The sequence below is a fragment of the Halomonas sp. BC04 genome (genome assembly GCF_000568385.1).
This window is the reverse complement of sequence record NZ_AZQX01000287.1, coordinates 1-5957: the sequence shown is the minus strand read 5'-3', so window position 1 is coordinate 5957 and position 5957 is coordinate 1. Positions and strand designations below refer to the sequence as shown.

Genomic DNA, 5957 nt, shown 5'->3' with positions numbered 1-5957 from the left:
CCAGCAGTGGCGTGCCCGGGCGCGCCAGACCCCGCGCGGCCCTCTCGGCGGGCTGAAACTGATCCTGACCTGGTTGCTGTTCGGCATGCTGCTGATCGTCGGGACGGTACTGGGCCTCTTCTTCCTGTTGATCGGCTGGGCCATGCTGCCCATCGTCCGCTATCGCATGAAGAAGCGCCTCGAGCAGATGCGCGCCGAACAGGCGAACGATGTCGGCACCGGTTATCACTATCGGGAAACCCACTATCGCCACACCCGGGCTGGCGGCGACTCCCACCATGAACAGCAGGTGCTGGAAGGCGACTACGAAGTGAAGCCGGGCGACCGGGACGAGAAGTGATCCAGGAGTGCTGTCGGCCGAGATGCGGCGGCGGCCCTCTCACTTCCCTTTCACCGGGCGCATCACCCCCACCGGACAGTGGGCCTTGTGCAAGATGTCGCGGCTGACACTGCCTGCGGCCACTTGTGATAGACCGCTGCGGCCATGGGTGGTCATGACCACCATGACGTTGGTGCAAGAGGACAGGTAACGGTGGATAGCCACTGCCGGGTCGTCCCCATGCAATACCTCCCAGTCCACCTCGAACCCGTCCGCCTCACGAATCCGGCGGGCCAGGCTTTGCACATACCCCGACTCCATGATGTCACCATGGCCAGCGTGACCCGGCAGTGCCGACGCCACATCGGACTCGACTTCAACCACATGCAACAGTTGCAGCCTGGCGTCTAGCCGCCTGGCGAGATTGACGGCGGGCTCGAGTACCGACTCGGCTGGGCGCGATCCATCGACGCAGACCATCAGGGTATCGATGCGCTGATGCCTGTCAGGATCGAACCGGGGCCCGCCAAGCACTACCAGGCACCAGCACGCCGCACGGTTTCTGCCGCCACGCTGCCGAGCAGTAACTCGGATGCCGGTCGGCGGCCATGGGAGGTCATGCACAGCAACCCCTTGCCAGGGTCGGATGCCAGGCCGGCCAGCACCTCGGCGGCATCGCCTGTCACTATCTCGAGCGACTCCCGGTATCTCCCCAGCTCCTGCCGGTCCAGCGCGGCCCGGCGCTTATCCGCCTGCTCGGGTGACGCCACCACGGAAATCAGCGTCATGGTGCCGCCCCACTGGCGATGAAGCAGCTCGCCCAACGCGATGCCCTGCAAGGAGCGTGTCGACTCGTCCACTGCCACATGAAGTGCCTGCATAGCGCCACCTCTCATCATGGTTGTTCTTGCCCTCAGTACAGCAGATCAGCAAGGAGTTGCGAGCGGCAGCAACCCGACCGATCCCTGGTGGCACCCCCGAATCAGAAGCCGGCGGGCCAGGCGCCTGTCGCTAGTGACTGCCTTTCCTGGCAAAGAAAGCGTCTATGGCTTCCTGGGCTTGAGCGGAGCGACACCGTTCCAGCAGCTGCTTTTCTTCCCGGTCGAAGGCATGGCCGATCGCCTCGGCGTCGCTCTCACGCAGCAGTGCCTTGGTGGCCAGCAGCGCATCGAAGGGTTTGGCGACCAGGCGAGTGGCGCAGTCGATCGCCTGCTCCAGCGCCTTCCCGTCGGGGGTGGTATCGGTCAGCAGGCCCAGCTCGCAGGCGCGGGATGCGGAGAAGGGTTTGCCAAGCATGAGCATTTCTGTGGCCGACTTGTTGCCAGCCAGCCTGGGCAACAGGTGGGTGGTGGCGCCCAGGGGGGTCAGGGAAAAATTGATGAAAGGCAGGTAGAACCTCGTCGAATTGCCCGCGTAGGCGAAATCGCAGTGCAGCAGGATCGACGAGCCGAGCCCCAGGGCGAGCCCCTCCGCGGCGGCGATGGCGGGCTTGGAAAAGGCATGCAGACGGCGCAGGAAGGTGATGGCCGTTACCTCCGTCGCCTCCGCCAGCGCCTTGTAGTTGGCCAGGTCGTTGCCTGCGGTAAAGCAGTTCTCGCTGCCCGTGATGATCAAGGCCTTGACCCCATCGTCCGCCTCCGCCGAGGCGAGCGCATCGATCAACTGTGCGTAGCTCGCCTCATCCAGGATATTGCGTCGTTCGGGGCAGCTGATCTTCAGCAGCGTAATGCCATCCGCTCTGCGGGAAGTCGTGATTTGGGTCGCCATGCGCTATCTCCGTTGCGGACAGAAGGCCCGATTACAGCATAAGTATTTTTTGATAAGCGTGCTAATTTTTCCCTTCCGTGAAGCCATAGCCGCCACCGACCACCTATTGGGTCAGACTTACCAAGACCCCGGTGTTACTGTGTACGGCATGCCAGCAGCTCACCAAGGGACAGTCGAGCCAGCGTTGACCGGCTCGTCAAGCCCTTGACTCGAAGAAACACAAAAATATATTATAAATCAGCTGCATAGTTAAATTTTACGCCTTAGCCACCAGAACAGCAGGTCCCAAAGCTACCACTGAACGCAAGGAACGCCGCTCAGGCTCTGGCCAGGGTTGCCAATCGAAGGGCATCCGCATGGACTTCATCAACACCCTTTTCCTCCTCAGTGGCGCCCTTCTGGCCTTGAGCATCCTGGCAAGCCGACTCTCCTCGCTGTTTGGCCTCCCCCTTCTTATCATCTTCCTGGGCCTGGGCATGCTGGCGGGAGAAGAGGGCCTGCTCGGCATCGAGTTCGATGACTACTCCATAGCATTCCTGATCGGACACCTGGCCCTGGCCTTGATCCTGCTCGACGGTGGCCTGCGCACCCGCCTCAAGACATTTCGCGCAGGTTTTCGCCCGGCGCTCTCCCTTGCCACACTCGGGGTCTTCCTGACCAGCGGCATCACAGCTGGTAGCAATGTGGGCCTTCGACCTGACCCTGATTCAGGGGCTGCTGGTCGGTGCCATCGTCGGCTCCACCGATGCCGCGGCGGTGTTCTCCATGCTGAGCGGTCGCGGCATCAACCTGAACGAGCGGGTCGGCGCCACCCTCGAGATCGAGTCCGGCACCAACGATCCGATGGCGATCTTCTTGACCATCATGTTCATCGAGATACTGGTCGGCGATATCGGGAGCATCGCCGAGACCGCTCTGTTCCTGATACAGCAGTTCGGTGTGGGTATCGTGATCGGCATCTGTGGTGGCTGGCTGACAGGCAAGCTCTTGCGCTGGGTCGACCTGGCGCCGGGGCTCTACTCGCTATTGGCCCTGGCAATGGGCTTCTTTATCTTCGGCGCCACCAGCGCGCTGGGCGGAAGCGGTTTCCTGGCCATCTACCTTTGCGGCCTGATGATCGGCAACCAACCTGGGCGACACCTCAATTTCATTCTTCCCGTGCATGATGGCCTGGCCTGGCTGAGCCAGATCGGGCTCTTCCTCGTACTGGGGCTGCTGGTCACGCCGAGCGACCTGCTGGAATACACCCTGCCCGCCTTCCTGGTGGGGCTTGCCTTGATCTTCGTGGCCCGGCCACTGGCCGTACTCATTGCCATCAAGCCCTTCTTCAAGTTCCGCTGGCGTGAGCTCGGCTTCATCTCATGGGTTGGGCTGCGCGGGGCGGTGCCCATCGTGCTGGCCATCTTTCCCTTCATCGGCGGAGTGGAGAACGCCTCGCTCTATTTCAACGTCGCCTTCGGCGTGGTGCTGATGTCGCTGCTCATCCAGGGCGGCACCATCTCCCTGATGGCGCGCTGGATGAAGGTGCAGCTGCCCCAGGCCACGGCACCCAACCACCGGGGCCCCCTCGGCATCCTGCCCGAGAACGACTACGAAATGTTCGTGTACCGGGTCGAGAACCCGAGCCTGGATGACGTGCCGATCCGGCTGCTCCGCTTCCCTTCCGGTGCGCTGATCTCCGCCCTGTTCCGCGAGCATGCCATGCTGCACCCGAAAGGCAGCACTCAGCTCAAGATAGGCGACGTCATCTGCGTCATCGGTCGCAATGAGGATCTGGCCGCCCTCAACAAGCTATTCAACGGCGACGCCAAGCTGAAGCAAGAGAAGGAGTTCTTCGGCCCCTTCACGCTGGATGCCGATGCCCGCCTGGGGGAAATTGCCAAGCATATGGCATTTCCGTCACCCCGGGTGAAGAAGACGTGACACTGGGCGAGTTCATTTCGATGCGCGTTGGCGGCCATCCCGTCATCGGCGATGACGTGGCCTGGCACGGCATTCATTGGGTAGTGAGCGAAGTGGAAGGTGACAAGGTCGTCAGGGTCGGCATGCGCTTCTACTGACTCTCCCTGTATTCTCTAGAGCTGAAAGCCTCCCGCCGAGAGGAGGAAGTGTACTGGTGCCTTACAATCTTCCCATTGAGCTAGCCGCCATGCCTAAGGCAGGATGGAAAACAGGAAAGCAGGCAATGATGGATGAGCAACGGCACACCGCTGGAGGAGCCATATGCAACCGCTGAGCTATTACTACCACAACGTGCTGGAAGGCCTCGAAAAACCATGCGATGTGCCGACGCTGCGCCTACAGGCGGGCTACGATATCCTGTATCGACAGGGTGGCCGCATCGAAATGGACCTGATACGCAAGGCCAAGGATGGCGACGCCAAGGGCGAGCCTACCACTGGTACGAAGCGCTTGATGCCGAGCAGCGGGCGAAGTTGCACAAGGCCCTCGACAACGGCGATCCCGCCAAGATCCTCAAGATCATGCAACGCAACGGCTATGCCGGTGTTCTTTATCACCATGCATGGGAGCACTTCCGGGACGAATCGGAAGCCGCCTAGACCTCCCCACTTCACGCTACGCTATACCTCAGGACCCGCGATCGCTCGCGGGTCCTTCGGTTTGTGGAAATGGGCCGTCATTACTCGAGGGACTCATAGGGCAGGCCGACGTAGTTCTCGGCAATGGTCTTGAGGCCTGCCTCCGATGAGACGAGGTAGTCGAGTTCAGCCTGATGCGGGTCGCAAGAGCTTCCTCGTCAGCCACTCGCAAGGCCCAATATCTCACGCGCCTGTTGCCAGGTGGCCACGGGGCGTTCGTACTTCTCACACAACGCAACGGTTCGCTCCACCAGTTGCGGCGGGTTCTCATAGACTCGATTGGGGAAGTTGTTGGAGCCAACCGAGAGGCTGGCCATGTCGTCGCTGCCTCCGACCAGATGCACGCCAGCGCCCGGGTGCTGTGCGAACGACTCCTTCAGCTTGCCGTGGAAATCAGTACACCCAGCATCTCGCAAAGCCGGGCGAAGGATTCAGCATCGGCACGTGCCATCTGGATGCGCCAGCAGCATCAGCAGGCTGGCCTTACTGCCGAGCAGGCGATAGACGACACAGCGCCCATTGATGTTCAGCAATGCCATGACAAACCTCCGTTAAACCCGCTCGATCAGGGTGGCTATGCCCTGCCCCACCCCCACGCACATGGTGCACAGGGCATAGCGCTTGCGGCTCTTCTGCAGCTCGTGGGCGGCGGTGAGCAGCAGCCGCGCGCCGGACATGCCCAGCGGRTGGCCCAGGGCGATGGCGCCACCGTTGAGGTTCACCTTTTCGTCCATGGCATCCAGGAAGCCGAGGTCCTTGAGCACCGGGATCCCCTGGGCGGCAAAAGCCTCGTTGAGTTCCACGGTCTGGATGTCGGCAGAGGAGAGACCGGCGGCCGCAAGGGCCTTCTTGGATGCCGGCACCGGGCCGTAGCCCATGATCGAGCGTCGCAGCCGGCAACGCCGGTCGACAGCACCCTGCGATCGGCTCGAGGCCCAGGGCCTGGGCGCGTTCATAGCTCATCACCGCCATGCCCGCGGCGCCCACGGAGAGCGCCGAGGAAGTCCCGGCGGTGACGGTACCGCCCCGCGGGTCGAAGACCGGCTTGAGCTCGGCCATTTTCTCCAGGCTGGCATCGCTGCGCACGACCTCATCGTGCTTGAACAGGGTCTTGAAGCCCCGCTGGTCATGACCTTCGACACCGATGATCTCGTTGTCGAAATAGCCCTTCTCGTTGGCCGCCAGGGCACGCTGGTGCGAACGAACGCCGAACTTGTCCTGCTCCTCGCGGGTGACACCGTGCATCTTGCCCAGCAGCTCGGCGGTAAGCC

The 5957-nt window shown here is 62.2% G+C and carries 6 protein-coding genes and 2 pseudogenes; 3 read left to right on the top strand and 5 right to left on the bottom strand.

The window, feature by feature from the left end; genetic code table 11:
• A partial coding sequence (locus Q427_RS32610; protein ID WP_043516828.1) for a hypothetical protein occupies window positions 1–340 on the top strand: 340 nt, incomplete at its 5' end.
• 39 nt (window positions 341–379) lie between these two features.
• Here Q427_RS32610 and Q427_RS19740 read toward each other — a convergent pair.
• The 3 genes from Q427_RS19740 to Q427_RS19730 all read right to left on the bottom strand — a co-directional run bounded on the left by Q427_RS19740 (window position 380) and on the right by Q427_RS19730 (window position 2086).
• Window positions 380–853 carry a universal stress protein gene (locus Q427_RS19740; RefSeq protein ID WP_043516827.1) on the bottom strand — a complete coding sequence of 158 codons (474 nt, stop codon included), beginning with the start codon at window positions 851–853 and terminating at the stop codon, window positions 380–382.
• Window positions 853–1200, bottom strand: coding sequence for a universal stress protein (locus Q427_RS19735; protein ID WP_043516826.1), 348 nt, complete (start codon window positions 1198–1200; stop codon window positions 853–855). Before Q427_RS19735 ends, Q427_RS19740 begins: the two co-directional genes overlap by 1 nt.
• A 130-nt stretch (window positions 1201–1330) precedes the next feature.
• Window positions 1331–2086 carry an enoyl-CoA hydratase-related protein gene (locus tag Q427_RS19730; RefSeq protein ID WP_043516825.1) on the bottom strand — a complete coding sequence of 252 codons (756 nt, stop codon included), beginning with the start codon at window positions 2084–2086 and terminating at the stop codon, window positions 1331–1333.
• A gap of 356 nt (window positions 2087–2442) precedes the next feature.
• Here Q427_RS19730 and Q427_RS19725 point away from each other — a divergent pair.
• Window positions 2443–4146, top strand: a pseudogene (locus Q427_RS19725) (potassium/proton antiporter).
• A gap of 375 nt (window positions 4147–4521) precedes the next feature.
• Complete coding sequence (locus Q427_RS35615) at window positions 4522–4647, top strand: hypothetical protein (protein ID WP_269321292.1); 126 nt, start codon at window positions 4522–4524, stop codon at window positions 4645–4647.
• A 197-nt stretch (window positions 4648–4844) separates the two neighbouring features.
• Here the strand turns inward: Q427_RS35615 and Q427_RS34505 are convergent, their stop codons facing one another.
• Together Q427_RS34505 and Q427_RS19710 are read right to left on the bottom strand one after the other, a co-directional pair.
• Window positions 4845–5030 (bottom strand): 3-keto-5-aminohexanoate cleavage protein, encoded by a 186-nt coding sequence (locus tag Q427_RS34505; protein ID WP_043516824.1) that lies wholly within the window; start codon window positions 5028–5030, stop codon window positions 4845–4847.
• A gap of 207 nt (window positions 5031–5237) precedes the next feature.
• Window positions 5238–5957: pseudogene (locus tag Q427_RS19710) on the bottom strand (acetyl-CoA C-acyltransferase); the annotation flags it as partial.